The sequence below is a fragment of the Pseudomonas citrullilanati genome (assembly GCF_030580855.1).
Lineage (GTDB): Bacteria > Pseudomonadota > Gammaproteobacteria > Pseudomonadales > Pseudomonadaceae > Aquipseudomonas > Aquipseudomonas citrulli.
In genome coordinates, this window is sequence record NZ_JAUQOP010000034.1 from 30,461 (window position 1) to 56,796 (window position 26,336).

Genomic DNA, 26,336 nt, shown 5'->3' on the forward strand with positions numbered 1-26,336 from the left:
TTGCGATGCGCTGGGTCTGTATCCTCTTTCCGCAATTGGCGCTGGACGCCGCGCTGCGCCAGCGTCCGGATCCCGACGAGCCGCTGGCGCTGCTCACCGGTCCGGCCCAGCGGCGGGTGCTGCAAGCGGTGAATGCTCCGGCGCGGGCCCTGGGCTTGCGTCCTGGCCAGACCATGACCGCTGCCCAAGCCTTGAGCAAAGGCTTTGCCACCGCCGAATACGACGCCGCACAGATCGAGCACTGGCAACAGTTCCTCGCGGCCTGGGCCTACCGCTTCAGTTCCCAGGTCAGCGTGCATTACCCGCGCACGGTGCTGTTCGAAATCGAGTCGAGCCTCGGCCTGTTCGGTCCGTGGCCGGTGTTCGAGGCGCGGTTGCGGGCCGAACTGACGGCGCTGGGGTTCCGGCATCGCATCGTCGCCGCGCCGAACCCGGTGGCGGCGCGGGTCTTGGCCAATGCCTACGACGCCCTGGTGGTGCCCGATGGCGAGACCTTGCAGGCGTACCTGGGGCAGATGCCGGTGGAGCGGATCGGCCTGCCAGCGGAAGTCGCCACGGCGTTGTCGCGCATGGGCCTGCGGCGCCTGGGCCAGGTCCAGGCCTTGCCCCGGCACACCCTGGCGCGGCGCTTCGAAGCCCAGGTGCTCAAGCACCTCGATGCGCTGACGGGCAGCCGCACCCTGGCGCTGTCGTTCTATTTGCCGCCGGACCGTTTCGATGTGCGCATCGAACTCAACTACGACGTCCAGTCCCACCAGGCGCTGCTGTTCCCGTTGCGCCGCTTGACCGGTGACCTGTCGGCGTTCCTGTGTGGGCGTGACAGTGGCGTACAGCGCTTTGACTTGCACCTGGAACACGCCGGGCTGCCGGACACCGTGATCAAGGTCGGCCTGCTCAGCGCCGAGCGTGACCCTTCGATGCTGTTCGAACTGGCCCGTGGTCGCCTGGAGCAGGTGCAGGTCGAAGCCCCGGTGCGTGGCTTTCGTCTGTGTGCCGAAGACCTGCCGAGCTTCGTGCCCCAGCGCCTGGAATTGTTCGATGAGCGCCCGCAACAGTCCTTGCCCTGGGAGCAGTTGCGGGAGCGACTGCGGGCGCGACTGGGGGATGAGGCGGTGCAAGGGCTGGAATTTCGCGACGACCACCGGCCCGAATGTGCCTGGCAGATGAGCGCCCAACCCCGGCCGCAGGCCTGCCCGGTGCAGGACGTGCAACGGCCCGGCTGGTTGCTCGGTGAACCCCAGGTATTGCCGCAAAGCCAGGCGCGCATCCTCATGGGCCCGGAACGCATCGAGACGGGCTGGTGGGACGGTGCCGATGTGCGCCGCGATTACTACCTGGTCGAGACCCGCGGCGGGCAACGGGGCTGGGCCTATCGGCCGGTGGGCGAGGGCGGGCCGCTGTGGTTGCAGGGGTGGTTCGCATGAGCGTCGGGTATGCCGAGCTGCATTGCCTGTCGAACTTCAGCTTCCAGCGTGGCGCCTCCAGCGCCCTGGAGTTATGCAGGCGGGCCAGCGAGCAGGGCTACCAGGCCCTGGCGATCACCGACGAATGCACATTGGCCGGGATCGTCCGGGCCTGGCAGGCGGCCAGGGAACTGCAATTGCCCCTGATCGTCGGCAGCGAGATCCGCATCGAGAACGGTCCGAAGCTGGTGCTGCTGGTGGAAAACCTCGAGGGCTACCAGGCCTTGTGCCGGCTGATCACCCGCGCCCGCCGGCGCAGCGAGAAAGGCCATTACCGTATCGTCCGGGAGGACTTCCACGAGCCCTGGCCGGGCTTGCTGGCGCTGTGGGTGCCCGATGGCGACGCCCCCGAAGAACAGGGGCGCTGGCTCCAGTCGGTCTTCGCCGGGCGCCTGTGGCTGTCGGTCCAGTTGCATTGCGGGCAGGACGACCGGCGCCGCCTGGCCGAGTTGCAGGCGCTGGCGCAACGCCTCGGCCTTCCCGCCGTCGCCACGGGGGATGTGCACATGCACGTGCGCGGCCGGCGCGCCTTGCAGGACACCATGACCGCCATCCGCCACCACGTGACAGTCGCCGAGGCCGGCCAGCGCCTGCACCCCAATGGCGAGCGGCACCTGCGCAGTTGCCAGGCCCTGGCCGATCTCTACCCCCGCGCATTGCTCGACGAAACCCTGGTGATCGCCCGGCGCTGCACCTTCGAACTCGATCAGTTGCGCTATCAATACCCGCGCGAATTGGTGCCCGAGGGCCATGACCCGACCTCCTGGCTGCGGGAACTGACCGAGCGGGGCATGCGTGAACGCTGGAAAAAAGCTGTGCCGGACAAGGTGCGGGCGCAGATCGACAAGGAGCTGAGCCTGATCGCCGAGCTGGGCTACGACAGCTATTTTCTCACCGTGCAGGATATCGTCAGCTTCGCCCGGCAGCAGCGCATCCTCTGCCAGGGACGTGGCTCGGCGGCCAACTCGGCGGTGTGCTATGCCCTGGGCATTACCGAAATCGATCCAGACCAGACTGACCTGCTGTTCGAGCGATTCCTGTCCAAGGAACGCAATGAGCCGCCGGACATCGATGTGGACTTCGAACATGAGCGCCGCGAAGAGGTGCTGCAATACGTCTTCCGGCGCTACGGTCGCCATCGCGCGGCGCTGACGGCGGTGGTCAGCAGCTACCACGGCGCCGGGGCGGTGCGGGACGTCGCCAAGGCCCTGGGCCTGCCGCCGGACCAGGTCAACGCCCTGGCCGATTGTTGCGGTCGCTGGAGCGACGAGGCGCCGCCGGTGGATCGCCTGCGCGAGGGCGGTTTCGACCCGGACAGCCCGATATTGCGCCGGGTGCTCGGGCTGACCCAGCAACTGATCGGCTTTCCCCGCCACCTGTCCCAGCACCCCGGCGGCTTCGTGATTTCCGAGCAGCCCCTGGACACCCTGGTGCCGGTGGAAAATGCCGCCATGGCCGAGCGCACCATCATCCAGTGGGACAAGGACGACCTGGACGCCGTCGGGCTGCTCAAGGTGGACGTACTGGCCCTGGGCATGCTCAGTGCGATTCGCCGCTGCTTCGACCTGGTCGAACACTATCGCGGCCAGCGCCATACCCTGGCGTCATTGCCCAAGGACGATCGGGCGACCTACGAGATGATCAGCCGCGCGGACACCATCGGCGTGTTCCAGATCGAATCACGGGCGCAGATGGCGATGTTGCCCCGGCTCAAGCCCAAGGCGTATTACGACCTGGTGATCGAAGTGGCGATCGTCCGGCCGGGGCCGATCCAGGGCGGCATGGTGCACCCGTACCTGAAGCGGCGAAATGGCGAGGAGGCCGTCATCTACCCATCGCAAAAGTTGGAAAAAGTACTCAGGCGAACCCTGGGTATTCCCCTGTTCCAGGAACAGGTCATGCAGATCGCCGTCGTCGCGGCCGACTACACCCCTGGCGAGGCCGACCAGTTGCGTCGCTCCATGGCCGCCTGGAAGCGCCACGGCGGGCTTGAGCCGCACCGGGAACGGTTGGCGGCTGGCATGGCGAAGAATGGCTACTCCCCTGAATTCGCCGCGCAGATCTTCGAGCAGATCAAGGGCTTCGGCAACTACGGCTTTCCCGAATCCCACGCGGCCAGTTTCGCCTTGCTGACCTACGTCAGCAGTTGGCTCAAGTGCCACGAGCCGGCGGCATTCGCCTGTGCCCTGATCAACAGTTGGCCCATGGGTTTCTACAGCCCGGACCAGATCCTGCAGGACGCCCGCCGGCATCAATTGCAGATCCGCCCGGTGGACGTGCGCGCCAGCGATTGGGATTGCAGCCTCGAACCCATGGAGGGCCGGCAACCGGCGATTCGCATGGGGCTGCGCCTGGTCAAGGGGTTTCGCGAGGAGGATGCCCGGCGCATCGAAACGGCCCGCCGGCATCGGCCTTTCACTGATGTGGCCGACCTGGGCGAGCGCGCGCAACTCGATGCCCGGGCCCAGGCACAACTGGCCGATGCTGGTGCCTTGCACGGCTTGGCGGGCGACCGGCATCGCGCCCGTTGGGCGGTCGCCGGCGTGCAGAAGCAACTGGGCCTGTTCGCCGGCCTGCCCAGCCAGGAAGAACCGCCGGTGGCCTTGCCGAAACCCACCCTGGGGGAAAACCTGTTTGCCGACTACGCCACGCTGGGCACGACGCTGGGGCCTCATCCGCTGGCCTTGCTGCGCACCGAACTGCGTGCCCGGCGTTGCCGCAGTTCGCGGGAACTGCAGGACGTGGAGCATGGCCGCAACGTCAGCGTCGCCGGGCTGGTCACCGGCCGCCAGCGTCCGGGCACGGCCAGCGGCGTGACCTTCGTCACCCTGGAGGACGAGTTCGGCAACCTCAACGTGGTGGTCTGGCGCGACCTGGCGGAGCGCCAACGCAAAGTCCTGGTGGGCTCGCAGTTGCTTCGGGTCGACGGGCGCTGGGAAAGCGTCGGCGAGGTTCGCCACCTGATCGCCGGACGCTTGAGCGACCTGACCGAATTGCTGGCGGGCATCCAGGTGCAAAGCCGTGATTTCCGTTGACCGGTGGGTGAGGCGAGGGCACTGGCTTGCTCGCTACGATGAGCGCCCGCACCGGTTGCCATGAAACCAAACGCAACCGCCGCGCTCGAAGCTCTGAGCACAAGGGCGTCGTGGTATGCCGATTCCCAGCAGGCCTGTCGAGGTTCACAGTCGTCTCATGCAGTTCTTATCCCAGAATCACGGATGCCTCGGTTGGGGCGGTGAAATGGCCGGGCGCATCCGCGCGTTCGATTGGCGCCAGACCGAACTGGGCGCCATCGAGCAGTGGGGCGCCAGCTTGCGCAACGCGGTCCAGGTGCTGCTGGCGTCGCCCCTGCCGATGGTGATGCTGTGGGGACGCCAGGGTTTCATGATCTACAACGACGCCTATGCCGAGTTCGCCGGCGGTCGCCACCCGTACCTGTTGGGGTGTGCGGTGGAGCTGGGCTGGCCGGAGGTGGCCGATTTCAACCGCCACGTGCTGGACGTCTGCCTGGCCGGCGGCACCTTGTCCTATCGCAACAAGGAACTGGTGCTGCTGCGTGACGGCAAGCCCGAAGACGTCTGGATGGACCTCTACTACAGCCCGGTGCCCGGTGAGGACCAGGCGCCGGCCGGGGTCTTGGCGGTCGTGGTGGAAACCACCGAACACGTGTTGACCGAGCGAGCCCGGCAAGAGGCCGAGCGCAGCTACCGCGCCGTCAATGAGCGTATCCAGTTGGCGCTGTCGGCCGGCCCCCTGCTCGGGTCGTTCGTCTGGGACATCCAGGCCGACAGGCTCTCCGGCGACGAGCGTTTCGCCCGCAGCTTCAACTATCCGCCGGATTGTCCGCTGGATGCGCTGCCCATCGAGATCGCCCGCCAGCGCATCCACCCGGATGACCTCGACGAAGTGAACCAACGGGTCGAATTGACCGTGCGCACCGGTACTCCCTACAGCGCTGAATATCGGATACGTCGCCAGGGCGGCGATTACCTCTGGGTGCTCGCGAGCGGGCGGTGCGAGTTCGACGCCCAGGGCAAGCCCCTGCGTTTCCCCGGCGTGCTGATCGACATCCATGAGCGCAAGAGCGCCGAAGCCTCGCTGCTCAAGTTCACCCGGGACCTGGAACAGCGCGTCGCCAACGAAGTGCAGGCGCGACTGGCCGCCGAAGAGCAGTTGCGCCAGTCGCAAAAGCTCGAGTCCATCGGTGGCCTCACCGGCGGCGTGGCCCATGACTTCAATAACCTGCTGCAAGTGATCGCCGGCAACCTGCACTTGCTGGCTCGCCACGAACCGAACAACCTCAACGTGCAACGGCGGGTCGGTGCTTCCCTCGAAGCCGTGGAGCGCGGCGCCAAGCTGTCCACGCAACTGCTGGCCTTCGCCCGGCGCCAGCCGTTGTCACCGGCGGTCTACAACCCCCGGCGCATCTACGACGGCCTGGTCGAGCTGCTGCAACGAGCCTTGGGCGAAACCATCCAGATCGAAGTAGCCTTGCCCGAGACCCCTTGGTGCATCCACGTCGACCGCAACCAACTGGAAAACGCCCTGTTGAACCTGGCGATCAACGCGCGCGATGCCATGGGCGGCGAGGGTACCATCCGCATGATCGGCGAAAACATCGTGCTCGACGAAGCGTCCTGCGCCGGCAAGGACATCCCGCCGGGCGAGTATGTGCGACTGTCGGTGATCGACCGCGGCGCCGGCATGCCGCCCGACATCCTGAACCAGGTGTTCGAGCCGTTCTTCACCACCAAGACCGAAGGCCAGGGAACCGGGTTGGGGCTGAGCATGGTGTTCGGTTTCGTCAAGCAGAGTGGCGGCCATATCGAGATCGCCAGCGACCTGGGCAAGGGCACCCGGGCGCACATGTACTTCCCCCGCAGTTGCCAGCCGGAAACCGGCGAAGACCGGCCACCGCAACCGTTCCAGGCCGGAGGGCAGGAGACGATCCTGGTGGTGGAGGACAACGACGAGGTGCGCAGCGCATCGGTGGAACTGCTGGAGCAGTCCGGCTACCGCACGCTGACCGCTGCCAACGGCGACGCGGCCATGAAACTGCTGCTCGACGGCGCATCGGTGGACCTGATCTTCAGCGACGTGGTCATGCCCGGCCTGATCAAGAGCTCCGACCTGGCGGCGTGGGCAAAAATGCAGGTCCCGCCGGTGCCGGTACTGTTCACCTCGGGCCACACCCGCGACATCATTTCCCAGAACCATCAACTGAGCCCCGACACCCATCTGCTGAGCAAGCCCTATGGCCCCGAGGCGCTGACCGCCATGGTCAGGTCGGTCCTGGGCGGGTGACGCCGGCAAACAAATGGAACCGAAACCGTCGTCCCGCCTTCGAATGAACAGGGTCGGTCATCAACCGGCCCTGTCATGAACGAGGTGGCTATGAACGACGACCCTGCAAACACCCAGCAACAAGGCCAGCCGCGCAACGACCCGGCCATCGACCCCCAGCTCCCGCCTTCGCAGACGGACACCCAGCCCGTCAGCCCCGCCGGAACCGATCAGGCCCAGAGCGCCGCGAGCGAAGTCGACCAGAAGAACCATCACCAGGACAACGACAACACCTTCAGTCCGGGCTTCAAGCCAGACCCGGACCGGCCTGAGTCGGGTGAGAGCACGGATGCCGATATCGATACCGATGGGGGTTAGCCGAAGCTCTAACGTCGAAGCCTTGCAGGCGCAGACCTGCAAGGCTTCGCGGTCATGCAGAGAACAAGCCCGGCACCACGGCCGGGCTTGCTGCATTACTTGCTGGGATGGGCGGCCTGGAGCTTCTTGGCGGCGTCCAGGTGATGTTGCAGGTCTGGCAGCATCTTCTGGGCGAATGCCTTGAGCTCGGTGTTGCCGGCCTTTTTGTCGTCCGTCACGGTCTCGGCTTCTTTCTTGAACAGCTCGATGGTTTCTTCGTGGGCCTTCACCTGGTTGTTGGCGTAGGCCGCATCGAAGGACTCATCACGCATGTCGAGGATCTTGGCCTTGGCCTTTTTCACCAGTGTGGTTTCGTCCGGCACTTCGATGTCGTGTTTTTTCGCCAGGGCCATCAGTTCCTGGTTGGCCTTGGTGTGATCGGCGATCATCTTGTTGGCGAACTCCTTGACGTCCGCCGAGGCGCTTTTCTCCAGGGCCAGCTTGCTGGTTTCGATTTCCGCGATCCCACCGGCCGCCGCGTTGTCGACGAAGTCGTTGGAAGTCGCAGCCCAGGCTGTGCCCATGCTGGTGCTCAAGGCGATAGCCAGGCCGAGTTGACGCAGGGTAAATCCGTCCATAGGTAAGTCTCCGCTGAGGGTTAAAGGACGATTCGTTTCGTCTCTGTGCAATGGAGGGCCCGGGGCGGAGAAAGGTTTGCTTGGAAAGCGCAGCGCGACGACGAACGGTCACCGCTGGTCGGATAGGCGGTCGACAGAACCCCGTCGGGGAGGCCATCCTGATAATCGACGGGCGCCGCAAGCGGGAGCCGCGAGGGCGTCTGCCACCGACCCACCAGAAAGGAGGTGTTCCATGCCGGTGTCTCACGATTTGTGCCAGGATCTCAACTGCACAAAAGACCACATCCAGCAAAAACGCAGCGAGAACCCAAGGCTCGACTCGTTACTTCACAAATACTCCCAACTTGATGCCGAGGTGGTCGACGCCGAGAAGCCGTCTTCCCCAGCCTTGTCCGACGACGCCCTGGAAACGCTCAAGAAAAAGCGCTTGTTGATCAAGGACCAGATTGCCGAGCACCTGCAGATGCAGTGACAGGCCGATCCGAAACCCCGGGTATTGCCGGGGCCCTTGGATCGGCAGGGGGCCGTCGTGGCGAGGGCGCTTGCTCCCGTCGGGCCGCGAAGCGGCCCCCCATCTACTTGCATGACCCTTCTTCAGCTCAACGGATCCCAACGTTGGGACCAGTCGCTGCCGGTCCTGACGATGTCTCGCAACACCTCGAACGCCTGCTGCAACGCCGCTGAATCCCTGTCCCGGGAGTAGACGAGGTAGGTCGGGTAGTTGAATTCCGGCGCCTTCGGCACCCGTTCCAGGATGCCGCTGTCCAGGTAGCTCTGCACGACACGGGTGCGGAAGTAGCCGCTGCCGCCATGCTCCAGGATGTACTGCAAGGCCAGCGGGCCGAGGTTGAAGGTCACGGCCGCCTTGGCTTTGTCGGGGAGCGCCGTGTCGTGCTGGCGACGGAAATCGGCGCACCAGTCGATGTACACGTAGGGCTCGGGGCATGCGGCGAGGCGCACGAGGATCAGCTTCTCTTCCAGCAATTGCTCCACTTGCAGCCGTGGCCAGTATTCGGGCTGGTACACCACCGCCGCGTCCAGCAGGCCCAGCTCCAGCTGTTGCAGCAGTGTTTCACCGTCGCGGATGTCCATGCGCAGGGCATGTCCGGGAATCCTTTGGCGCAGTGCCCCGGCCCAGGCGAGCATCAATGGGTTGCACAGGCTGACCTCGCCACCCAGGTGCAAGACGTTGCGATAGCCTTCGGGCAGCGGCAAGTCCCGGCGGGCCGCTTCCCAGGTCTGCACGAGTTGGTTGGCATAGACCACGAACGCTTCGCCATCGGCGGTCAGCCGCGCGCCGGCGCGGTTGCGCACGAACAGCGCGCAACCGAGCTGGCTTTCGAGCTTCTGCACCCGGGCGGTGATTGCCGTCTGGGTGACGTGGAGTTTTTCGGCCGCGGCCGCGAGGCTGCCGTGGCGGACAATTTCCAGGAAGGTGCGGGCGAGGTCGATGTCCATGTTCAGGCCAGTACGGGGGAAGCGGGCATTGTAAGAGCTGCCACGCTTGCCCGATACCGGGGAATTACTGGACGGCCTGGGCCTGCTCGGTTCGCGCCCACGGCGCCACCAGGCGTTGCGGCGTGCGGCAGGCGCGGTGCTTGAACACGAATCGACGGCACTTCTCGGCAAAGCCGTGGCGGTTGTCCACCATGTCGCGGCGCATCTGTGCCAGCTCGCCGTCGCGACAAGCCTGGATTGCCGGCAGGCTGCGTTCGGCCTTGCGCACCCGCAGGCTTTCATAGGCCGGATCGAGCAGGGCGCTGTTGGCCCGTTGTAACAGCCACAGGCCGAACTCGTCGGGACAGCGCGGGCCGATTTCCTGGACCATGCCATCGTCCAGGGCCTGGGTGGCGCTGATGGGCAGGCAATCCTGGGTGAGTGCGCGTGCCCTGTCCGGACCCACGGCCCGCGGCAGGCTGTAGGTCCAGTATTCCGAGCCATACAGGCCCATGGTCGCGTAGTGGGGGTTGAGCACGATGTCACGCCGCGCCAGCACGATGTCCGCCGCCAGGGCCAGCATCACGCCGCCGGCCCCGGCATTGCCGGTCAAGCCGCTGACCACCAGCTGCCGGGCGCTGAGCAGTTCAAGGCAGACGTCGTCGATGGCCTGGATGTTGGCCCAGGCTTCCAGCCCGGGGTCGGCGGCGGCCTGGATCACGTTCAGGTGCACGCCGTTGGAAAAGCTGCCGCGGCCGCCACGCACCAGCAGCACTTCGGTGTCCCGGGACTTGGCCCAGCGCAACGCCTCCGCCAGGCGCTGGCATTGCTCGGTGCTCATCGCGCCGTTGTAGAACTCGAACGTCAATTCGCCCACATGGCCGCACTCGCGGTAGCGGATGGGTTGGTAGGGTTCGTCGCTGAACGGTTGACGGGCCGGTGAACCTTCGATGACCGGAACGCCCGCGAGCCGTTGTGCCAGCACGTGGCGCGCCGGTCGCTTGAAGGTCTGCTCGCCGGGCTGCGGCTTGAGGCGCAGGGAACCGATCCACAGGCTGGCATCGCCGGTCGCGACCAGCACCGCATCGTCACGCACGGCCAGCAGGTCCCCGGGCACGCCGCGACGCCCATCCAGATGGGCGTCGTACAAATAGAACTGACCGCCGGCCAGGCTGGCCAGCACGCCTGGCTGGCCGTCAGCGGCGTCGATGCAGCGCTTGATGAACGCGCTGTTGTCGTGCCAGCTGAACGTGCGGTCGTCCTGAGTCATGTTCGGTTGCAGGCGTCCGACGACGTCGCGATCACTGTAGTCCAGCGGCACTGGCGTGAAGCCATCGAGGAATTTTCGCACGACCTCGCGGACGCACTGGACCGCGGCATCGCTGACCGGCCCGTTGTACAGCTCGGATTTGCGCAGGCCTTCGGGCAGGTGGAATTGGCAAGTGGCCCAGACCGGCCCGGCATCCATCTCTTCGACGGCTTGCAGCGCCGTGACGCCCCAGTGTTCGGGTTGGCGCATGATGGCCCAGTCCAGGGCACTGGCGCCGCGATCACCGACAATGCCGGGGTGGATAATCACCACCGGACGCCGGGGGTTGCGCCACAGTCGCTGGGGGACCCGGTCCTTGAGAAAGGGGCAGATCACCAGGTCGGCCCCGCTGTCTTCGATCTCCCGGCAGACCGTGTCCGGATCGGTGAACAGCACGACGCTGGGGCGATAGCCGGATTCGCGCAGGTCCAGCCAGACGCGCTGGGTCAGGCCGTTGAACGCGCTCGAGAGCAGGATGATCTTCAGTGCAGGCATGGAATTCCCTTCCTTGAGATGAGCAGGCGCAGGCTCCCGATGAGCCGTCCCTGGCTGATGGAGGCGTCAAGTTAGCCGTTGAAGGAGGGGGCGAAGCTGACAGGGATCAAGGTTGTGTGCGCTGGGGGAATTTCAGCGGCGCGCAGAAACACGAATCCCGCCACGGGGGCGGGATTCGCTTGCAGGCGACAGGCGCGCGAAGGGCGCGGGCCTGGTCTCAGCTTGGGAACAACTCGGACAGTTTCATCGCCAGCATCATGTCGCCTTCGGTGCGCAGCTTGCCGCCCATGAATGCCTGCATGCCGTCGGTGCTGCCGTCGACGATGCCTTCCAGGGTTTCGCTGTCCATCACCAGGGTCACCTGGGCGTCCGGGTTTTCACCGGATTCCAGTTCGCAGGTGCTGTTCTTGACGATCAGCGAGAAATGCTTGTCGTCGTCAATGCGGAAACCGAAGACCAGGTCCAGGCCGGCAGCGGCGGCTGGGTTGAACTTGGCTTGCATCTTTTGTACGGCGGCGGCTACGGAGGTCATGGTGTCGATCCTTATTTGGGTTGATACAGCAAGGGTCTGCGGTAATTCGGCCTCAGCGGAAGGTGATGAGGTCCGGGGCCTTCAGCAGTTGCAGGTGGGCATGACTGTTGAAGGACGCCAGGGCCACCTCGCGACCCCTGAACTTCAGGTGGTTGAGCGAGGTGTTGACGATTTGCCAGTTCAGCTCGAATGCTTGTGGGGCGGGTATCCGGGTGATCAGGTGGAGCAGGGCGGTGATGGTGCCGCCGGAGGTGAACACGGCGATCTTCTGGCTGTTGTCGGCCTGTTCCAGGATCCGCTGCAGGCCGCCCTGGACCCGCTCGACGAAGCCCAGCCAGCTTTCCAGCCCGGGCGGGTCGTAGCGCCCATCGAGCCAGCGTTCGACGATGAGCGCGAAGATGCGTTGGAACTCGGCACGGTTCTGCGCGGCGTTGCGCAGCACATCCAGTGCTTCGGGCTCCTGCGCGAGCATGTCCGGCAACAAGGCGCGGATCACCGCGTCGGCATCGAATTCGTTGAAGGCCGCGTCGATTTCCAGCTCGGGAACCGGCAGCCCGGCGGCGCTCATCTGGCCCAGTGCACCGGTGGCGGTGTCCTGCTGGCGCCGAAGGTCACCCGAGAGGCAGCGATCGAACACGACACCCAGTTCCGCCAGGTGGCTACCCAGCACTTGGGCCTGGCGCACGCCGTTGGGCGAAAGGACATCGTAGTCGTCCGCACCGAAGGAGGCCTGGCCATGTCGAATCAGATAGATGCTGCCCACGTCCGCGTCATCCCGGTACGTTGAAGGTTTGGCGAGGTTATGAGGATGGCGGTGAGCTGTCAATGAAAAAACATACGCTTGTTTGAAATGTCCGTTGGAGCCTTGCCGCGCCTCGCCGCAGCGAGGTAACCATAGGTTTCTTGGCTGGCCGCGACGCAGGCGCATGGGTATGCTGGAGGCGTTACGCGCCTGCGTTCAGTGGCGCATTGCATTTAAGGAGTCGCTGTGGAGTTTTTCATCGAGTACGCCGGGTTCCTGGCCAAGACTGTGACGCTGGTGATCGCCATCCTGGTGGTGCTGGCCAGTTTTGCTGCGCTACGCAGCAAAGGGCGGCGCAAGTCGGCCGGCCAGTTGCAGGTGAGCAAGCTCAACGATTTCTACAAGGGGCTGCGCGAGCGCCTGGAACAGACGCTGCTGGACAAGGACCAGCTCAAGGCCCTGCGCAAGACCGAGGGCAAGGCGGAAAAAGCCCAGAAGAAGCAGAAGGCCAAGCCGGCGCCCAAGTCCCGGGTGTTCGTGCTGGATTTCGACGGTGACATCAAGGCATCGGCCACCGAGAGCCTGCGCCATGAAATCACCGCGCTGCTGACCCTGGCCACGCCGAAGGACGAAGTGGTGCTGCGCCTGGAAAGCGGCGGCGGCATGGTCCACAGCTATGGCCTGGCCTCGTCGCAACTGGCGCGGATCCGCCAGGCCGGCGTGCCGTTGACGGTTTGCATCGACAAGGTGGCGGCCAGCGGCGGCTACATGATGGCGTGCATCGGCGAGAAGATCATCAGCGCACCGTTCGCCATCCTGGGCTCCATCGGCGTCGTGGCGCAATTGCCCAACGTCAACCGCCTGCTGAAAAAGCACGACATCGATTTCGAGGTACTGACCGCCGGCGAGTACAAGCGCACGTTGACGGTGTTTGGCGAAAACACCGAGAAAGGCCGGGAGAAATTCCAGGAAGACCTGGACATCACCCATGAACTGTTCAAGAACTTCGTTTCCAACTACCGTCCGCAACTGGCCATCGACGAAGTGGCGACCGGCGAGGTCTGGCTGGGTGTCGCGGCCCTGGGCAAAGGCCTGGTGGACGAACTGAAGACCAGCGACGAATACCTGGCCGAACGGGCCAAGGGCGCCGAGCTCTACCACCTGCACTACGCCGAGCGCAAAAGCCTGCAGGAACGCATCGGCATGGCGGCCAGCGGATCGGTGGACCGGGTGCTGTTGAGCTGGTGGAGTCGCCTGACCCAGCAGCGGTTCTGGTAATACTGAAGAATAGATATCCATCCTGGTGGGATTTGGGCCGGGCACAAGATTTGTATCCTCTGAAAATCCCATGTGGGAGCGAGCTTGCTCGCGATGACGGCGGCACATTCGACATCGATGCAAGCTGAGCCACCGCTATCGCGAGCGAGCTCGCTCCCACAGTAGAGCTGGGTGGATTCAAGACACCGTACACACAAAAAAGCCCTGAACCGGTAAACCCGGATCAGGGCTTTTTCATGGGGCAGGTCTTAACGGCGGCGAAACAGCGGCAGCGGCTCGTCAGTGGCGGCCTGGTAGGTCACCGAGAAGTCCTTGAGGCTTTCGAGCGCTTCGTACGGGTCCTTGTCGGCGCGCAGGGCGAAGGCGTCGAAACCGCAGCGGCGCATGTAGAACAGCTGGTCGCGCAGCACGTCGCCAATCGCTCGCAATTCACCCTTGAAACCATAGCGCTCACGCAGCAGGCGAGCGTTGGAGTAGCTACGGCCATCGGTGAAGGCCGGGAAGTTCAGGGCGATGACTTGCAACTGGTTGGCGTCATCCCCGATCTCTTCCGCTTCTTCGTCGGCATCCAGCCAGACGCCCAGGCCGCCGTCGCGGGCCTTGAGGGCGTGGGCATGGTCGCGCCACAGGGCCAGGGGCACGATCAGGTCGTCGCAGTTGGAAATGCCGTCGAGGGTCGCGTCCTTGGGCAGCAGGTGCCAGCTCTCGTCGATGACCTCGTTGTTCTTAATGATTCGCTGCATAGACGCGTTCCTTGAAGAGGTCGATGCCAATACGTTGGTAGGTGTCGATGAAGCGCTCGTCTTCGGTACGCTGCTCCACGTACACGTCGATCAGCTTCTCGATCACGTCAGGCATGTCGTCCTGGGCAAACGACGGGCCGAGGATCTTGCCCAGGCTGGCGTCGCGGCTACCGCTGCCGCCCAGGGAGACCTGGTAGAACTCTTCGCCTTTCTTGTCCACGCCGAGGATGCCGATGTGGCCGACGTGGTGGTGACCGCAGGCGTTCATGCAACCGGAAATGTTCAGGTCCAGCTCGCCGATGTCGAACAGGTAGTCCAGGTCATCGAAGCGACGCTGGATCGATTCGGCGATCGGGATCGACTTGGCATTGGCCAGGGAGCAGAAGTCACCGCCCGGGCAGCAGATGATGTCGGTCAGCAGGCCGATGTTCGGCGTGGCGAAGCCCTGTTCGCGCAACTCGCCCCAGAGGGTGAACAGTTGAGCCTGTTCAACGTCCGCCAGAATGATGTTCTGCTCGTGGGAGGTGCGCAGCTGGCCGAAGCTGTAGCGCTCGGCCAGGTCGGCCACGGCATCCAGTTGTTTGTCGGTGATGTCGCCCGGCGCGACGCCGGTCGGTTTCAGCGACAGCGTCACCGCGACATAACCCGGCTTCTTGTGGGCCAGGGTGTTGCGGCTGCGCCAGCGGGCGAAACCCGGGTGCTGCTTGTCGAGTGCCGCCAGTTCGGCGTCCTGGTTGCCCAGGGTCTTGTACTGCGGGTCGACGAAGTGCCTGGCGACGCGATGGACTTCGGCTTCGGTCAGGGTGGTCTGGCCGCCGCGCAGGTGGGCCATCTCGGCTTCGACCTTCTCGGCGAACACTTCAGGCGTGAGCGCCTTGACCAGGATCTTGATCCGCGCCTTGTACTTGTTGTCACGACGACCGTAGCGGTTGTACACCCGCAGGATGGCGTCGAGGTAGCTGAGCAGGTCCTGCCACGGCAGGAACTCGTTGATGAACGCACCGACCACCGGCGTACGCCCCAGGCCACCGCCCACCAGCACCCGGAAGCCCAGCTCGCCGGCGGCGTTGTAGACCGTCTCCAGGCCGATGTCATGGACTTCGATGGCGGCGCGGTCCGAGGACGAGCCGTTGATGGCGATCTTGAACTTGCGCGGCAGGTAGGCGAATTCCGGGTGGAAGGTGGTCCACTGGCGGACGATTTCGCACCACGGGCGCGGGTCGATCAGCTCATCGGCGGCGACGCCGGCGAACTGGTCGGTGGTGACGTTGCGCAGGCAGTTGCCGCTGGTCTGGATCGCGTGCATCTGCACGGTCGCCAGTTCCGCCAGGATCTCTGGCACGTCTTCCAGGGCCGGCCAGTTGTACTGGACGTTCTGGCGGGTACTGATATGGGCGTAGCCCTTGTCGTAGTCGCGGGCGATCTGGGCCAGCTTGCGCACCTGGCGCGAGGTCAGTTGGCCATAAGGCACGGCCACGCGCAGCATCGGGGCAAAACGCTGGATATACAGGCCATTCTGCAAGCGCAGAGGGCGGAATTCTTCTTCGCTCAGCTCGCCTGCCAGGTAGCGTCGGGTCTGATCACGGAACTGCTTGACGCGGTCCTCGATGATCCGCTGATCGTACTCGTCATATACGTACATATAAGTCTCGGTCTCAGGCTTGGGCCGATCAGAAACAGCTGCGTATTGGCTCGCTGGAATCGGGTTCTGCCTCGGCAATTCTGCGCGCACGGCCGCGCACTCCTAGAGGAGCCGGTGCAAGATACCTGTTTTGAGTTATGCGCAAAAGTGATGTTTGAGTATATGTAAAGAACCAAATGGCCTAATGAGATCTATCGGCGTGTAACCCACATTTGTCGTATGGGCAATCATCGTCTTAACTGTGGTCGAGTCTTTCTGCAATCACCTAAAAAACCGACAAGAGGCGATGCAATGAGCAATCCGACCAAAGCAAGGAAAAGCGACAGTACCGTTGATGCCTGGGCCATTCTGTTCCTGATCATCCTGGTGGTGGGCACCGCGGTTTTCTGGGTCAGCCACCAATAACCGTTCATCCATGCAAAAAAACTGTGGGAGCGAGCTTGCTCGCGATAGCGTAGTGTCAGTCGGAGTCGATACCTACTGAACCACCGCTATCGCGAGCAAGCTCGCTCCCACAGGGGCGTGTGCAAATCAAAAAAGGTTACAACCCCGCCAAATGCACCACCAGCTTGACGATGCCCAGCAGCGTCAGGGCGAAGATCACCGTGAAGGCGATGCCCAGTATCACGAAGTGACTCGGTTTGCCGTGGGTGAAGTCGCGGGCGCGGTTCTTGCCGCTTTGCACGCCGAAAGCGGCGGCCAGCACGCTGTGCATCATCTGCCACAGGGTTGGTGGCTTGTTGTCGATTGGATCGTCCATAAATCCCTCGTCTGCCATGGGTCTGGGACAAGCATAGACAACCCTTGGAAAAAGGGATCACGGCCGTTACCGGCCGTGATCCCCTCACTCAGTTGTCATACCCCAGATTCGGCGCCAGCCAGCGCTCGGTCACGCTCAGGTCCTGGCCCTTGCGGCCGGTGTAGCTCTGCACCTGGTCCTTGTCGATCTTGCCCACGGCGAAGTATTGCGCCTGGGGATGGGCGAAGTACCAGCCGCTGACGGCCGCCGCCGGGAACATGGCGTAGTGTTCGGTGAGGAACACGCCGCTGCGGCCGGCCTTGAGCTCGCTGGCCTCGGGGTCGAGCAGGCGGAACAGCGTGGCCTTTTCGGTGTGGTCCGGGCAGGCCGGGTAGCCGGGGGCAGGGCGGATGCCGGTGTACTGCTCCTTGATCAGCGCCTCGTTGTCCAGGCTCTCGTCCTTGGCATAGCCCCAGTGTTCCTTGCGCACCTGTTGGTGCAGCCATTCGGCGCACGCCTCGGCCAGGCGGTCGGCCAGGGCCTTGACCATGATCGAGTTGTAGTCGTCGCCGGCGTCCTGGTAGGCCTTGGCCACTTCCTCGGCACCGATGCCGGCGGTGGTGATGAAGCCGCCCACGTAGTCGGTCACGCCGCTGTCCTTGGGCGCGACGAAGTCGGCCAGGGAAAAGTTCGGCTTGCCGTCGGTCTTGATGATCTGCTGGCGCAGGTGATGCAGGCGGGCCAGAGGCTTGCCGTCGTCGCCGTAGACTTCCAGGTCGTCGTCATGCACCTGGTTGGCCGGCCAGAAGCCGAACACCGCGCGGGCACTGATGAGCTTTTCGTCGATCAGCTTGCGCAACATCGCCTGGGCGTCGGCGTAGAGGGCGGTGGCGGCTTCCCCGACCACTTCGTCGGTGAGGATGCGCGGGAACTTGCCGGCCAGGTCCCAGGAAATGAAGAACGGCGTCCAGTCGATGTATTCGGCCAGCACGTTCAGGTCGATATCGTCCAGCACCTTGGCGCCCGTGAAGGTCGGCTTGACCGGCTGGTAACTGCTCCAGTCGAACTGCGGCTTCTTGGCGATGGCCGCGGAGTAGCTCAGGCGCTCGGTGCGGGCGCTGCGGTTGGCGGTGCGCTCGCGCACGTCCATGTAGTCCTGGCGGGTCTTCTCGACGAACCCCGCTTTCAGTTCCTTGGACAGCAACTGCGTGGCAACGCCCACGGCGCGGGAGGCGTCGGTGACGTAGATCACCGCATCGTTGCTGTACTTGGGCTCGATCTTCACCGCCGTGTGGGCCTTGGAGGTGGTGGCGCCACCGATCATCAACGGCAGGTGGAAATCCTGGCGCTGCATCTCGCGGGCCACGTGGACCATTTCATCCAGGGACGGGGTGATCAGGCCGGACAGGCCGATGATGTCGCATTTCTCGTCCTTGGCCACTTGCAGGATCTTCTCCGCCGGCACCATCACGCCCAGGTCGACGATGTCGTAGCCGTTGCAGCCGAGCACCACGCCGACGATGTTCTTGCCGATGTCGTGGACGTCGCCCTTGACCGTGGCCATCAGGATCTTGCCCTTGGCCTCCGGCTTGTCGCCTTTTTCCGCTTCGATGAACGGGATCAGGTGGGCCACGGCCTGCTTCATCACTCGCGCCGACTTGACCACCTGGGGCAGGAACATCTTGCCGGCGCCGAACAGGTCGCCGACGATGTTCATGCCGGCCATCAAGGGGCCTTCGATGACCTCGATCGGGCGAGCGAAGGACAGGCGCGATTCCTCGGTGTCCTCGACGATGTGGGTGGTGATGCCCTTGACCAGCGCGTGCTCCAGGCGCTTGTTGACGTCCCAGCCGCGCCATTCCTCGGTTTCCGCTTCCTTGACGCTGCCGTCGCCCTTGTACTTGTCGGCGATGGCGAGCAGGGCGTCGGTGCCTTCGGGCGTGCGGTTGAGGATCACGTCTTCCACGGCGTCGCGCAGTTCCACCGGGATCTGGTCGTAGATCTCCAGCTGGCCGGCGTTGACGATGCCCATGGTCAGGCCCGCGCGGATCGCATAGAGCAGGAACACCGAGTGGATCGCCTCGCGCACCGGGTTGTTGCCGCGGAACGAGAAGGAGACATTGGACACCCCGCCCGAGGTCAGCGCGTAGGGCAGTTCGTCGCGGATGTAGGCGCAGGCGTTGATGAAGTCCACGGCATAGTTGTTGTGCTCTTCGATACCGGTGGCGACGGCGAAGATGTTCGGGTCGAAGATGATGTCTTCCGGCGGGAAGCCGACTTCATTGACCAGGATGTCGTAGGAGCGCTTGCAGATTTCCTTCTTGCGCGCCTCGGTATCGGCCTGGCCGGCTTCGTCGAAGGCCATCACCACCACGGCGGCGCCGTAGCGCTTGCACAACCTGGCGTGGTGGATGAACTGCTCGACGCCTTCCTTCATGCTGATGGAGTTGACGATGCCCTTGCCCTGGATGCACTTGAGGCCGGCCTCGATCACGTCCCATTTCGACGAGTCGATCATGATCGGCACGCGGGAGATGTCCGGTTCGCCGGCGATCAGGTTGAGGAAGGTCACCATGGCCTTCTTCGAATCGAGCATCCCTTCGTCCATGTTGATGTCGATCACCTGGGCGCCGGCCTCGACCTGCTGCAGGGCCACTTCCAGGGCTTCGGTGTAGTTGTCCTCGCGGATCAACCGGGCGAACTTGGCGGAACCGGTGATGTTGGTCCGCTCGCCGACGTTGACGAACAACGAGCTGCGGTCGATGGTGAACGGCTCCAGGCCCGACAGGCGGCAGGCCCGGGGGATCTCCGGGATCTGCCGTGGCGCGTAGCCGGCCACGGCCTTGGCGATGGCCTCGATGTGCGCCGGGGTGGTGCCGCAGCAGCCGCCGACGATGTTCAGGAAGCCGCTCTGGGCGAATTCCTCGATGACCTTGGCGGTCTCGGCCGGCAGTTCGTCGTATTCGCCGAACTCGTTGGGCAGGCCGGCGTTCGGGTGCGCCGACACGTGGGTGTTGGCCTTGTTCGACAGCTCTTCGAGGTACGGCCGCAGTTCGCGAGCGCCGAGGGCGCAGTTCAGGCCCACGGAGATCGGCTTGGCGTGGGCCACGGAGTTCCAGAAGGCTTCGGTGGTCTGGCCGGAGAGGGTGCGACCGGAGGCGTCGGTGATGGTGCCGGAGATCATGATCGGCAGTTCGACGCCCAGTTCTTCGTAGACCCCTTGCACGGCGAAGATCGCGGCCTTGGCGTTCAGCGTGTCGAAGATGGTTTCGATCAGGATCAGGTCGGCGCCACCTTCGATCAGGCCCTTGGTGGCCTCGGTGTAGTTCTCCACCAGTTCATCGAAGGTCACGTTGCGGTAGCCGGAGTTGTTCACGTCCGGCGACAGCGAGCAGGTGCGGCTGGTCGGGCCGAGTACGCCGGCGACGAAGCGCGGCTTGTCCGGGGTTTCCAGGGTCTTGGCGTCAGCCACCTGGCGGGCCAGGCGCGCGCCTTCCACGTTCAGCTCGTAGGCCAGGCCCTGCATGCCGTAGTCGGCCTGGGACACCTGGGTGGCGTTGAAGGTGTTGGTTTCGAGGATGTCGGCGCCGGCATCCAGGTAGGCTTTTTCAATGGCGCCGATCACGTCGGGACGACTGAGCACCAGCAAGTCGTTGTTGCCCTTGACGTCGCTCGGCCAGTCGGCGAAACGCTTGCCGCGGTAGTCCTGCTCTTCCAGCTTGTAGCTCTGGATCATCGTGCCCATGCCGCCGTCGAGGATCAGGATGCGTTCCTTGAGGGCTTGCTGGAGAAGATAAAGGCGAGCGCTGCGATCAGACATAGGACTACCTGGAAAAATGACGATGACGAAAGCCGGGATGATAGCAAACCTGTGCGGTATTTGATCGCAGGCGGCTTTTGCATGAATCTCGCTCATGTTTGCAAGCGGATGCTGGCCCGGTAGAATCGCCGGACTCTCATTCAGGATCCGCGACATGCCGTACCGCGTTTTCGTCGGCAGTCTGTTGCTGCTGTGGTCTTTCATTGCAGTAGCCCGGGATCCCGCGCCGGCGCTTTCTTATACCCGCGACATCCAGCCGATCTTCACGGAAAAGTGCGTGGCCTGCCACGCCTGCTACGACTCCGCCTGCCAATTGAACCTGGGCAGCGGCGAGGGTGCCGCCCGGGGCGCAAGCAAGTTGTCGGTGTATGACGGCGAGCGGCGGGTGGCGGCAGAGCCGACCCGCTTGTTCTACGACGCTTCCGGTTCGCTCGCCTGGCAGCGCAAGGGGTTCTATTCGGTCCTCGATGCCCAGGGCAGCCAGGCGGCGTTGATGGCGCGGATGCTGGAACTGGGCCATCGCACGCCATTGGTGCCCAACGCCAAGCTGCCCGAGGACATCGTGCTCGGCCTCAATCGGGACAACAGCTGTGCGATGCCGGGGCAGTTCGACGAGTACGCCGCCGCGCATCCGCGCGAGGGCATGCCCCTGGCCGTCACCGGTTTGACCGACCAGCAATACCAGACCCTGCAACGCTGGCTGGCCGCCGGTGCGCCCATCGACCAGCAGGGCTTGGCCCCAAGCGCCGCCGAGGCCTTGCAGGTGGTGCAATGGGAAAACCTGCTCAACGCGCCGGGTGCCCGGGAAAGCCTGGTGGGGCGCTGGTTGTTCGAGCACTGGTTCCTGGCGCACATTTATTTCAAGGACGGCGAGCCGGGGCACTTCTTCCAGTGGGTGCGTTCGCGCACGCCCACCGGCCAGCCCATCGACCTGATCAACACCCGCCGCCCCAACGACGATCCCGGTACCCGCATCTATTACCGGCTCTGGCCGGTGCAGGGGGTGATCGTGCACAAGACCCACATCACCTATGGCTTGAGCCCGGCCAAGATGGCGCGGGTCAAAAGCCTGTTCTACAGCGGCAAATGGCAGGTCAGCGCGTTGCCTGGCTATGGGCCGGAGCGCCGGGCCAACCCGTTCTCCACCTTCGAAGCGATCCCGGCCCAGGCTCGCTACCAGTTCATGCTCGATAACGCCGAGTACTTCGTGCGCACCTTCATCCGCGGGCCGGTGTGCCGGGGCCAGATCGCCACCGACGTGATCCGCGACAACTTCTGGGCGCTGTTCCAGGCCCCCGAGCATGACCTGTACATCACCGATCCCAACTATCGCGGCCAGGCCACGCCGCTGCTGGCGATGCCGGGGCAGAACGACGATGTCGGCAGTGTGCTGAGCCTGTGGCGCGACTACCGCGACAAGCGCAACGCGTACGAAGCCTTGCGCCGCGACAACTACGCCGAACTGCCGGCGCCGAGCTGGTCGACGTTATGGGCGGGCAACGACAATGCGCTGTTGAGCATCTTCCGGCACTTCGACAGTGCCTCGGTGACCAAGGGCCTGATCGGCGACGTGCCCCAGACCATGTGGCTGTTCGACTTCCCGCTGTTGGAGCGCACTTATTACCAGTTGGCGGTGAACTTCGACGTGTTCGGCAATGTGTCCCACCAGGCCCAGACCCGGCTGTACTTCGACCTGATCCGCAACGGCGCGGAGCAGAACTTCCTGCGCCTGATGCCGGCCGACTCCCGCGATGCCTACCTCGACGACTGGTACCAGTCGGGGGGTAAATTCAAGATGTGGCTCGATTACGAGTCCATCGACGACGACAAGCCGACCGCGCTCAAGCTCGACGAACACGACCCGATGCGCGACTTCACCCGGCAATTGCTGGCTCGCTATGGCGAGCTGAATGCGCGCCCCGACCCGATCAACCGTTGCGAGGGCGCCTATTGCTCGCGGCCGAACATCGACCCGGCCCTGCAGAACGCCGAACAGGCCCTCAGTCGCCTGGTCTCGCGCCCGGCGGCGGGGCTCGGCGTGATCCACCAGTTGCCCGAAGCGACCCTGCTGCGAGTCGAGACCCCAGGCGGCCACCGTGAAATCTACAGCCTGATGCGCAACCGGGCCCACAGCAACGTGGCGTTCCTGCTGGGCGAGGAACTGCGTTACCAGCCGGGGCTGGACACCTTGACGGTCTACCCGGGCGTGCTCAGCAGCTACCCGAACTTCATCTTCAACATCCCGGCTGGGCAAGTGCCGGCGTTCGTCGACGCCATGGAAAGCGCCCAGGATGAACCGGCGTTCGAGCGGATTGTCGAGCGCTGGGGGATTCGCCGCAGTCATCCGCAGTTCTGGTTCTATTTCCACGATTTGAGCGAGTACATTCGCGAGACCGATCCCCTGGAGGCCGGTGTGCTGGACATGAATCGCTACCAGAACCTCTGAGATGAGCGGCCGGTTGCGCGGAGCGCAGCGCCGGTCGCTTTCCTGACAAAAATACTGGGACTTTGTCCGGCGCGATGATTGGCGTAAACTGCCGGCAAGCCTGCGAGGAGTTTCCATGACCGCCATAACCATTACCGATGCCGCCCACGATTACCTGGCCGACCTGCTGTCCAAGCAGAACACCCCGGGTATCGGGATCCGTATCTTCATCACCCAGCCCGGCACCCAGTACGCTGAAACCTGCATTGCCTACTGCAAGCCTGGGGAAGAGAAACCCGAGGACACCGCGCTGGGGCTCAAGAGCTTCACTGCCTACATCGATTCGTTCAGCGAAGCGTTCCTCGATGACGCCGTGGTCGACTACGCCACCGACCGCATGGGCGGCCAGCTGACCATCAAGGCGCCAAACGCCAAGGTGCCGATGGTCAATGCCGACAGCCCGATCAACGAGCGCATCAACTACTACCTGCAAACCGAAATCAACCCGGGGCTGGCCAGCCACGGCGGCCAGGTTTCGCTGATCGACGTGGTGGAAGACGGCATCGCCGTGCTCCAGTTCGGCGGCGGCTGCCAGGGCTGCGGCCAGGCCGACGTGACCCTGAAGGAAGGCATCGAGCGCACCTTGCTCGAGCGCATCCCCGAGCTCAAGGGCGTGCGCGACGTGACCGACCACACGCAGAAAGAGAACGCCTATTACTGATTGTTGCGATACCAGTCCTAATCTGTGGGAGCAAGGCTTGCCCGCGATGCAAACACCTCGGTGTAGCTGATAGACCGAGGCGACACCTTCGCGGGCAAGCCTTGCTCCCACAGGTTCGGTCCCACAGGGGGAGCCAGGTGGACTCTCTGGCGAGTCAAGGCCTGTAGAGGTGCGCATGCCCGGCGCGGTACAGCGACGACTCGCTGAACACGTCATTGCCCAGCACGCGCCCCACCAGGATCAGCGCCGTGCGGCGAAAGCCCTTGGCCTGGACCTTTTCGGCGATATCGGCCAGCGTCCCCACCACCCAATCCTGATCCGGCCATGTGGCCCGGTGGATCACGGCGATCGGGCAATCCGCGCCGTAGTGAGGCCGCAGTTCGCCAAGGATTTTCTCCAGGTGATTGACCCCCAGGTGCACCGCCAGGGTGGCGCCGTGCTGCGCCAGGCTGCCCAGCGCTTCGCCGGCGGGCATCGTGGTCTTGTCCGCGTAGCGGGTCAGGATGACGCTCTGGGACACGTCCGGCAGGGTCAGTTCGGCGCCCAGCAGGGCGGCACAGGCTGACGTGGCGGTGACCCCTGGCACGATCTCGAACGGGATGCCCAGCTCCCGCAGGCAGCGAATCTGCTCGCCAATGGCGCCGTACAGGCTCGGGTCCCCGGAGTGCACCCGGGCGACGTCCTGGCCCTTGTGGTGCGCGGTCTCGATCAATTCGATGATCTGTTCCAGGTGCAGCTCGGCGCTGTTGATCACCTGTTCGGCGCGGTGGCCTTCCAGCACGGCGGTCGGCACCAGGGAGCCGGCGTAGATGATCACCGCGCAGTGACGGATCAGCCGCTGGCCCTTGACGGTGATGAGTTCCGGGTCGCCGGGGCCGGCGCCGATGAAGTAAACGGTCATGACCGGCTCCTGCAGGGGGTTAGGTGGCGCTTGAATGAAGATCGCTCATGATCCTGGGCGCGGATTATCGGGAATTACGCCACGACCGCCAAGGCCAGCGTGCTCTTGAGGCCGCGTTGGCGGGGAATCAGCAACGTGGCCGGTGCCGTGCCTAACCGATCGGCCAAGGCCAGGGCGGCGCTTTCGGCAATGCCGTAGCAGCCGGTCCGTTCGAAGGCGATGTCGGAACGATGGCTGAGACGGTCTTGGTAACCGGCCAACTGCTCGACACTGAAGCAGACCAGTGGAAGGGCCAACTGCTCGGCCAGTTCCAGCAGGCCCGGTTCGTCGCGCTTGAGGTCGATGCTGGCCAGGGCCTGCACCTGTTCAAGGCCGATGCCGCGGGCCAGCAGGGTCTGGTCGAGCAGGGCCCGCAGCGTGCCGGTCGGACAGCCACGCTGGCAGCCCAGGCCGATCACCAGGATCGGCTCGGTGCTCATGCGTCGTGTTGGGCTTGACCGTCACGACGGAACAGCCAGGCACTGATCAGGCCCAGGGCCAGCCAGAACGCGACGTTGGTCAGCTGCGAGGCGATCTTGAACTGACTCTCCAGCGCTTCGGGCGCCAGCATCGAGTGGACTTCGGGCTGCGGTGCGCCGATGACGTGGGGCACCAGCAGGGTCGCCAGCCCCAGCAGCTTGAGCAGCCAATGCCTGCCGAAGGCGAGCAGGGCGATGCCCACGGCGGTGGACGCGGCGGTGCCGATCCACCACAGCTGCCGCTGGCCCAGGTCGGCCGCCGCAGTGCCGGGTAACTCCGGCGGCAGGCCCAGGGTCGGCGCCAGGACGAACGTGGCATAGCCGGCCAGGCCCCAGAGCAGGCCCTGGGCGGTGCGGGTCGGTGCGCGCAGGGTGTAAAGGCCGGCGAGCATCAGCGCGAAGCCTACCGCCACCACCAGGTTGCCGCCCGTGGTGGAGAGCACGCGCTGCCAGCCGTCTTCCGGCTCCCAGGCTTCGGCATCATGGGTATGGGCAACCCCGCCCGCGTGTTCGTGGACTTCGGTCGCCGGGGCTTTTTCGTAGGTCTCGGCCTGGAGGATCAGCGGCGATACCCAGAAACTTTGCAGGAGGGTCAGCAGCAGGGCGGCCAGCAGTCCGCTGAAACCGGCGGTCTGGGCGATACGCTTGATCATGTCGTCGGTCTCAATGGCAAGGGAAGGCGGCGCTGTGGCGGGTATCGTGGGCGGCGTTGTGCACCGCTTCGATATGGGAGAAACCGGCGAAATAGACCAGCCCGGCACCCAGGATCGAGGCGAGGATCGCCGCGCTCAGGCGTTGGCTCAGGGTCGTGGTGCTACTGGCGGTGCGGACGGTGCTGCTGATGCTCGACATGGCGCTTCCCTCTGTTCTTGTCGGGTCCAGTGGGTGAATCGAGCGCAATGAAAGCCCGGGCGCAGGCCGCCAGGGTTCGAACAGCGCCCGCCCACCGCGGGTTTGTTGATGCTTGAGTCATGGGCCGGTCTCCGGGCTCGCGAGGGGCAGGGGCTGAGCCTTGCCTGCAAGCGTCACCTTCCCATGCCGTGGGCACAGTGGTTCAGACGCTTCGCTCGCTTACCGTTGCGGGGGCAGCACCGGACTGACGTGGCCTTGAAGTAAGCACACGATTCACCGGTTTCCCGTTTCACCCTGTGAAGGGCACCCGTAACGAGTGGTTTGTATAGCGGGTTCTGTTAGCCCAACTTCGAATGCCAGAAGTTGAGCTAACAGAACCCGCTACGCAAACCATGCACAGGAGAGCACGGGCGGGGGCGGGGCGTCAAATTGGCGGAGATT

21 protein-coding genes and 1 riboswitch are annotated in these 26,336 nt (G+C 64.5%); of the genes, 8 read left to right on the forward strand and 13 right to left on the reverse strand.

The window, feature by feature from the left end:
- Nucleotides 1-5 precede the first annotated feature (5 nt).
- From Q6A48_RS20070 to Q6A48_RS20085, 4 genes are all read left to right on the forward strand, one after another.
- Nucleotides 6-1,424: a Y-family DNA polymerase gene (locus tag Q6A48_RS20070; RefSeq protein ID WP_304555979.1), complete on the forward strand. Its 1,419-nt coding sequence runs from the start codon at nucleotides 6-8 to the stop codon at nucleotides 1,422-1,424.
- Nucleotides 1,400-4,498: an error-prone DNA polymerase gene (locus Q6A48_RS20075; RefSeq protein WP_304555980.1), complete on the forward strand. Its 3,099-nt coding sequence runs from the start codon at nucleotides 1,400-1,402 to the stop codon at nucleotides 4,496-4,498. Before Q6A48_RS20070 ends, Q6A48_RS20075 begins: the two co-directional genes overlap by 25 nt.
- 157 nt (nucleotides 4,499-4,655) lie before the next feature.
- Nucleotides 4,656-6,767, forward strand: a complete 2,112-nt coding sequence (locus Q6A48_RS20080) for a hybrid sensor histidine kinase/response regulator (RefSeq protein WP_304555981.1) — start codon at nucleotides 4,656-4,658, stop codon at nucleotides 6,765-6,767.
- 90 nt (nucleotides 6,768-6,857) lie between these two features.
- On the forward strand, nucleotides 6,858-7,124 hold the full coding sequence (locus tag Q6A48_RS20085) for a hypothetical protein (RefSeq protein WP_304555982.1): 267 nt from the start codon (nucleotides 6,858-6,860) through the stop codon (nucleotides 7,122-7,124).
- Between the two features lie 95 nt (nucleotides 7,125-7,219).
- Here Q6A48_RS20085 and Q6A48_RS20090 read toward each other — a convergent pair whose 3' ends face one another.
- Entirely contained in the window at nucleotides 7,220-7,741 is a 522-nt protein-coding gene (locus tag Q6A48_RS20090) for a DUF4142 domain-containing protein (protein WP_304555983.1), read from the reverse strand.
- Between the two features lie 232 nt (nucleotides 7,742-7,973).
- Here Q6A48_RS20090 and Q6A48_RS20095 point away from each other — a divergent pair, with 232 nt between their 5' ends.
- On the forward strand, nucleotides 7,974-8,213 hold the full coding sequence (locus Q6A48_RS20095) for an HP1242/YdcH family protein (protein ID WP_304555984.1): 240 nt from the start codon (nucleotides 7,974-7,976) through the stop codon (nucleotides 8,211-8,213).
- A gap of 122 nt (nucleotides 8,214-8,335) precedes the next feature.
- Here the strand turns inward: Q6A48_RS20095 and Q6A48_RS20100 are convergent, their stop codons facing one another.
- The 4 genes from Q6A48_RS20100 to Q6A48_RS20115 form a co-directional block, all read right to left on the reverse strand.
- Nucleotides 8,336-9,199 (reverse strand): LysR family transcriptional regulator, encoded by an 864-nt coding sequence (locus Q6A48_RS20100; protein ID WP_304555985.1) that lies wholly within the window; start codon nucleotides 9,197-9,199, stop codon nucleotides 8,336-8,338.
- A 64-nt stretch (nucleotides 9,200-9,263) separates the two neighbouring features.
- Nucleotides 9,264-10,982, reverse strand: a complete 1,719-nt coding sequence (locus Q6A48_RS20105) for a hydrogenase maturation protein (protein ID WP_304555986.1) — start codon at nucleotides 10,980-10,982, stop codon at nucleotides 9,264-9,266.
- A gap of 217 nt (nucleotides 10,983-11,199) precedes the next feature.
- On the reverse strand, nucleotides 11,200-11,514 hold the full coding sequence (locus Q6A48_RS20110; RefSeq protein ID WP_304555987.1) for an SCP2 sterol-binding domain-containing protein: 315 nt from the start codon (nucleotides 11,512-11,514) through the stop codon (nucleotides 11,200-11,202).
- Between the two features lie 52 nt (nucleotides 11,515-11,566).
- Nucleotides 11,567-12,277 carry a histidine phosphatase family protein gene (locus tag Q6A48_RS20115; protein ID WP_304555988.1) on the reverse strand — a complete coding sequence of 237 codons (711 nt, stop codon included), beginning with the start codon at nucleotides 12,275-12,277 and terminating at the stop codon, nucleotides 11,567-11,569.
- A gap of 225 nt (nucleotides 12,278-12,502) precedes the next feature.
- Here Q6A48_RS20115 and sohB point away from each other — a divergent pair, with 225 nt between their 5' ends.
- Complete coding sequence (sohB, locus tag Q6A48_RS20120) at nucleotides 12,503-13,534, forward strand: protease SohB (protein ID WP_304555989.1); 1,032 nt, start codon at nucleotides 12,503-12,505, stop codon at nucleotides 13,532-13,534.
- 248 nt (nucleotides 13,535-13,782) lie between these two features.
- Here the strand turns inward: sohB and Q6A48_RS20125 are convergent, their stop codons facing one another.
- The 4 genes from Q6A48_RS20125 to metH all read right to left on the reverse strand — a co-directional run bounded on the left by Q6A48_RS20125 (nucleotide 13,783) and on the right by metH (nucleotide 20,478).
- The gene (locus Q6A48_RS20125) at nucleotides 13,783-14,277 is read right to left on the reverse strand and encodes a DUF934 domain-containing protein (protein ID WP_264428407.1); all 495 of its coding nucleotides are present in this window, start codon (nucleotides 14,275-14,277) and stop codon (nucleotides 13,783-13,785) included.
- Entirely contained in the window at nucleotides 14,261-15,919 is a 1,659-nt protein-coding gene (locus Q6A48_RS20130; RefSeq protein ID WP_304555990.1) for a nitrite/sulfite reductase, read from the reverse strand. The genes Q6A48_RS20125 and Q6A48_RS20130 overlap by 17 nt, the downstream gene beginning before the upstream one ends.
- Nucleotides 15,920-16,460: 541 nt before the next feature.
- Nucleotides 16,461-16,679, reverse strand: a complete 219-nt coding sequence (locus Q6A48_RS20135) for a DUF2970 domain-containing protein (protein ID WP_304555991.1) — start codon at nucleotides 16,677-16,679, stop codon at nucleotides 16,461-16,463.
- A gap of 88 nt (nucleotides 16,680-16,767) precedes the next feature.
- Nucleotides 16,768-20,478 carry a methionine synthase gene (metH, locus tag Q6A48_RS20140; RefSeq protein WP_304555992.1) on the reverse strand — a complete coding sequence of 1,237 codons (3,711 nt, stop codon included), beginning with the start codon at nucleotides 20,476-20,478 and terminating at the stop codon, nucleotides 16,768-16,770.
- 154 nt (nucleotides 20,479-20,632) lie between these two features.
- On the opposite strand from metH, the gene Q6A48_RS20145 reads away from it, so the two are divergent.
- Complete coding sequence (locus Q6A48_RS20145) at nucleotides 20,633-22,924, forward strand: fatty acid cis/trans isomerase (RefSeq protein ID WP_304555993.1); 2,292 nt, start codon at nucleotides 20,633-20,635, stop codon at nucleotides 22,922-22,924.
- Nucleotides 22,925-23,039: 115 nt separating this feature from the next.
- Nucleotides 23,040-23,624, forward strand: coding sequence for a Fe-S biogenesis protein NfuA (gene nfuA, locus Q6A48_RS20150; protein ID WP_024781251.1), 585 nt, complete (start codon nucleotides 23,040-23,042; stop codon nucleotides 23,622-23,624).
- A 154-nt stretch (nucleotides 23,625-23,778) separates the two neighbouring features.
- On the opposite strand, the gene cobM is transcribed toward nfuA, so the two are convergent.
- From cobM to Q6A48_RS20170, 4 genes are all read right to left on the reverse strand, one after another.
- Nucleotides 23,779-24,525, reverse strand: coding sequence for a precorrin-4 C(11)-methyltransferase (gene cobM / locus Q6A48_RS20155; protein ID WP_304555994.1), 747 nt, complete (start codon nucleotides 24,523-24,525; stop codon nucleotides 23,779-23,781).
- 74 nt (nucleotides 24,526-24,599) lie between these two features.
- Nucleotides 24,600-25,004, reverse strand: coding sequence for a cobalamin biosynthesis protein (locus Q6A48_RS20160; protein WP_304555995.1), 405 nt, complete (start codon nucleotides 25,002-25,004; stop codon nucleotides 24,600-24,602).
- A complete protein-coding gene (locus Q6A48_RS20165; RefSeq protein WP_304555996.1) occupies nucleotides 25,001-25,696 on the reverse strand; it encodes a CbtA family protein in 696 nt (231 codons plus the stop codon). The genes Q6A48_RS20160 and Q6A48_RS20165 overlap by 4 nt, the downstream gene beginning before the upstream one ends.
- A 10-nt stretch (nucleotides 25,697-25,706) precedes the next feature.
- Nucleotides 25,707-25,895, reverse strand: coding sequence for a CbtB domain-containing protein (locus Q6A48_RS20170; RefSeq protein WP_304555997.1), 189 nt, complete (start codon nucleotides 25,893-25,895; stop codon nucleotides 25,707-25,709).
- Between the two features lie 105 nt (nucleotides 25,896-26,000).
- A riboswitch (cobalamin riboswitch) is annotated at nucleotides 26,001-26,221 on the reverse strand.
- Nucleotides 26,222-26,336 lie beyond the last annotated feature (115 nt).

Excerpts from the sequence above, each read along its gene's own strand:
- Q6A48_RS20125 (WP_264428407.1), bottom strand. The coding sequence starts at position 14,277 with ATGCAGCGAATCATTAAGAACAACGAGGTCATCGACGAGAGCTGGCAC.
- Q6A48_RS20110 (WP_304555987.1), bottom strand. The coding sequence starts at position 11,514 with ATGACCTCCGTAGCCGCCGCCGTACAAAAGATGCAAGCCAAGTTCAAC.
- Q6A48_RS20105 (WP_304555986.1), bottom strand. The coding sequence starts at position 10,982 with ATGCCTGCACTGAAGATCATCCTGCTCTCGAGCGCGTTCAACGGCCTG.
- Q6A48_RS20080 (WP_304555981.1), top strand. The coding sequence starts at position 4,656 with ATGCAGTTCTTATCCCAGAATCACGGATGCCTCGGTTGGGGCGGTGAA.
- Q6A48_RS20160 (WP_304555995.1), bottom strand. The coding sequence starts at position 25,004 with ATGAGCACCGAGCCGATCCTGGTGATCGGCCTGGGCTGCCAGCGTGGC.
- Q6A48_RS20100 (WP_304555985.1), bottom strand. The coding sequence starts at position 9,199 with ATGGACATCGACCTCGCCCGCACCTTCCTGGAAATTGTCCGCCACGGC.
- Q6A48_RS20090 (WP_304555983.1), bottom strand. The coding sequence starts at position 7,741 with ATGGACGGATTTACCCTGCGTCAACTCGGCCTGGCTATCGCCTTGAGC.
- Q6A48_RS20145 (WP_304555993.1), top strand. The coding sequence starts at position 20,633 with ATGCCGTACCGCGTTTTCGTCGGCAGTCTGTTGCTGCTGTGGTCTTTC.
- Q6A48_RS20130 (WP_304555990.1), bottom strand. The coding sequence starts at position 15,919 with ATGTACGTATATGACGAGTACGATCAGCGGATCATCGAGGACCGCGTC.
- Q6A48_RS20095 (WP_304555984.1), top strand. The coding sequence starts at position 7,974 with ATGCCGGTGTCTCACGATTTGTGCCAGGATCTCAACTGCACAAAAGAC.
- Q6A48_RS20085 (WP_304555982.1), top strand. The coding sequence starts at position 6,858 with ATGAACGACGACCCTGCAAACACCCAGCAACAAGGCCAGCCGCGCAAC.
- cobM (WP_304555994.1), bottom strand. The coding sequence starts at position 24,525 with ATGACCGTTTACTTCATCGGCGCCGGCCCCGGCGACCCGGAACTCATC.
- Q6A48_RS20135 (WP_304555991.1), bottom strand. The coding sequence starts at position 16,679 with ATGGACGATCCAATCGACAACAAGCCACCAACCCTGTGGCAGATGATG.
- nfuA (WP_024781251.1), top strand. The coding sequence starts at position 23,040 with ATGACCGCCATAACCATTACCGATGCCGCCCACGATTACCTGGCCGAC.
- Q6A48_RS20165 (WP_304555996.1), bottom strand. The coding sequence starts at position 25,696 with ATGATCAAGCGTATCGCCCAGACCGCCGGTTTCAGCGGACTGCTGGCC.
- metH (WP_304555992.1), bottom strand. The coding sequence starts at position 20,478 with ATGTCTGATCGCAGCGCTCGCCTTTATCTTCTCCAGCAAGCCCTCAAG.
- Q6A48_RS20170 (WP_304555997.1), bottom strand. The coding sequence starts at position 25,895 with ATGTCGAGCATCAGCAGCACCGTCCGCACCGCCAGTAGCACCACGACC.
- Q6A48_RS20070 (WP_304555979.1), top strand. The coding sequence starts at position 6 with ATGCGCTGGGTCTGTATCCTCTTTCCGCAATTGGCGCTGGACGCCGCG.